This window comes from Nostoc flagelliforme FACHB-838, assembly GCF_014698065.1.
Classification (GTDB): domain Bacteria; phylum Cyanobacteriota; class Cyanobacteriia; order Cyanobacteriales; family Nostocaceae; genus Nostoc; species Nostoc flagelliforme_B.
This window is the reverse complement of the sequence record NZ_JACJSI010000711.1, coordinates 1-1638: the sequence shown is the minus strand read 5'-3', so window position 1 is coordinate 1638 and position 1638 is coordinate 1. Positions and strand designations below refer to the sequence as shown.

Genomic DNA, 1638 nt, shown 5'->3' with positions numbered 1-1638 from the left:
CAGATCGTCTCGAAAAGATGAAGAATTGCTTAAGCGACGACTTGATAAGATTCCGTTCGAGGAATGGAAGGATCTCAATCTTGACCTAACTCCACGGGAATATGTTATGGAAAATAGATCAGCCGAAGAAAGTTTGATGGTTGGGACATGAAGTACTTAGTGTGAATTTGCGGTAAGCTGACAATACCTTACCGCAACCCAGTTGCACTATGATGTGATTGAAGCATCTGTATCCGGCTATGTTCAGAAGACTAATATCACTCCTTCTGCTCTGTTGGTAACTTTAGCTAGCAACCATCTAATGTCTGGCAATAGCTTAACCTACGTCACCATTTTTAGTTAGGAGTAAGTCTTAATTCTTCACGCTTGTTATAGTTAACCTTATGTTACAAAACCAAATGTAGTTAATCAAGCTTTCATCTTAGCATGGTTAAAAATAGCGTTAATAAAAATCCAGATAAAACAATTAAAAAGCGGCATCGCTTTTTTCTTAATTTTTATAGTGATTGTGCGTTCACTAAATGCCCCAAATGCGATAGTAAAACTAAGTTACGCAAGTTCCCTTTGGTAATCCACATTGAACCTAAACAGCTATTTTTACTAAATAAACAGTGTAAATATTGTCCAAACTGCGACTTAATTATTGCTAAAAAACAGGAAATTGAGCCATTGATGGCTGCTACTTTTGTCCAAACAAATCCTCAAATTGTAGGTAATAACTATGTAGTTATGGGAACAGTTGATAAAAAAGATTGGAAGGAAGGCGACAAAAGTTTGCTTTCCCCATCGGAAATGGTCGGACGCATATACGTCTTCAAAGATGTTTGGAATTTTGAAGTCATTCCGGCAGGTTGGTATCCTAACGAAGAAAAATAATTCTAAAAAATTCTAAGTTTTTTATCATTATTAGTGAAGTTCAAAAAATTTTGCTAAGATTAATGACTCATTTCTTTTTAGAACGATTTTTTCTCCGAGATTGCTTTTGCATTTTTTTCTTATCCCTAGCTTTATTTTTAGACTTTTCAGATGTTCCAAGGCTAAATCCTTCTGGAATAAAAATATTATATGATGGCTCTCTCTCTTGTGGTTGGAAACAACTCCAACTCTCCATTTCTAAGATTATATCTTTAATAAAAGAATACTTTGTATTGTTACGTAGTCTATTTAAAGCTTCTTCTCTCTCTACTACTAGATAAGTGCTTACATCTTCTTGGTCAATAAAAAACAAATCAACTAATTCTTCTTCAAATGCCCGATCTATTTGTTCTTGCAGTTCGACTGCACAAAGCTGTGCGCTATTGGTTACTAAAGTAGTTTGGATATAATAATCTTCTTTATCTAAAGTAGAAAACAGCTTGGCATAATATGTATCGGCTCAAAATTTCGGGGTAGAGATTTATTCAGGTAGCCACGACCAACCAAATGGGTTAGAAGAAGACTTCTCTCGAATAATGTTACCCAAACAGGGAATATCACCGAGTTGCAAAATCCGGTCATGCATATACTCAAAAAAGCTAATACCTAACTTACGAGTAGTGGCAACCAGGGACATGAAAATATCCCATGCTTTGGTACCAAGTTCTGTTTGGGTGGCATAACTAATCTTGCGTCGCTGTACCATAGTTCTAGCAGCCAACT

Annotated in this window: 2 protein-coding genes and 1 pseudogene; 1 reads left to right on the top strand and 2 read right to left on the bottom strand. The window is 35.8% G+C overall.

Going from position 1 to position 1638, the window contains the following annotated elements; translation table 11 throughout:
* The first annotated feature begins 564 nt into the window (after window positions 1-564).
* Window positions 565-876: a hypothetical protein gene (locus tag H6G97_RS51020; RefSeq protein ID WP_242056219.1), complete on the top strand. Its 312-nt coding sequence runs from the start codon at window positions 565-567 to the stop codon at window positions 874-876.
* A gap of 67 nt (window positions 877-943) precedes the next feature.
* Here H6G97_RS51020 and H6G97_RS51015 read toward each other — a convergent pair whose 3' ends face one another.
* Both H6G97_RS51015 and H6G97_RS51010 read right to left on the bottom strand, forming a co-directional pair.
* Window positions 944-1354 carry a DUF1186 domain-containing protein gene (locus H6G97_RS51015; protein ID WP_242056220.1) on the bottom strand — a complete coding sequence of 137 codons (411 nt, stop codon included), beginning with the start codon at window positions 1352-1354 and terminating at the stop codon, window positions 944-946.
* 42 nt (window positions 1355-1396) lie between these two features.
* Window positions 1397-1638 (bottom strand): annotated as a pseudogene (locus tag H6G97_RS51010) (hypothetical protein); the annotation flags it as partial.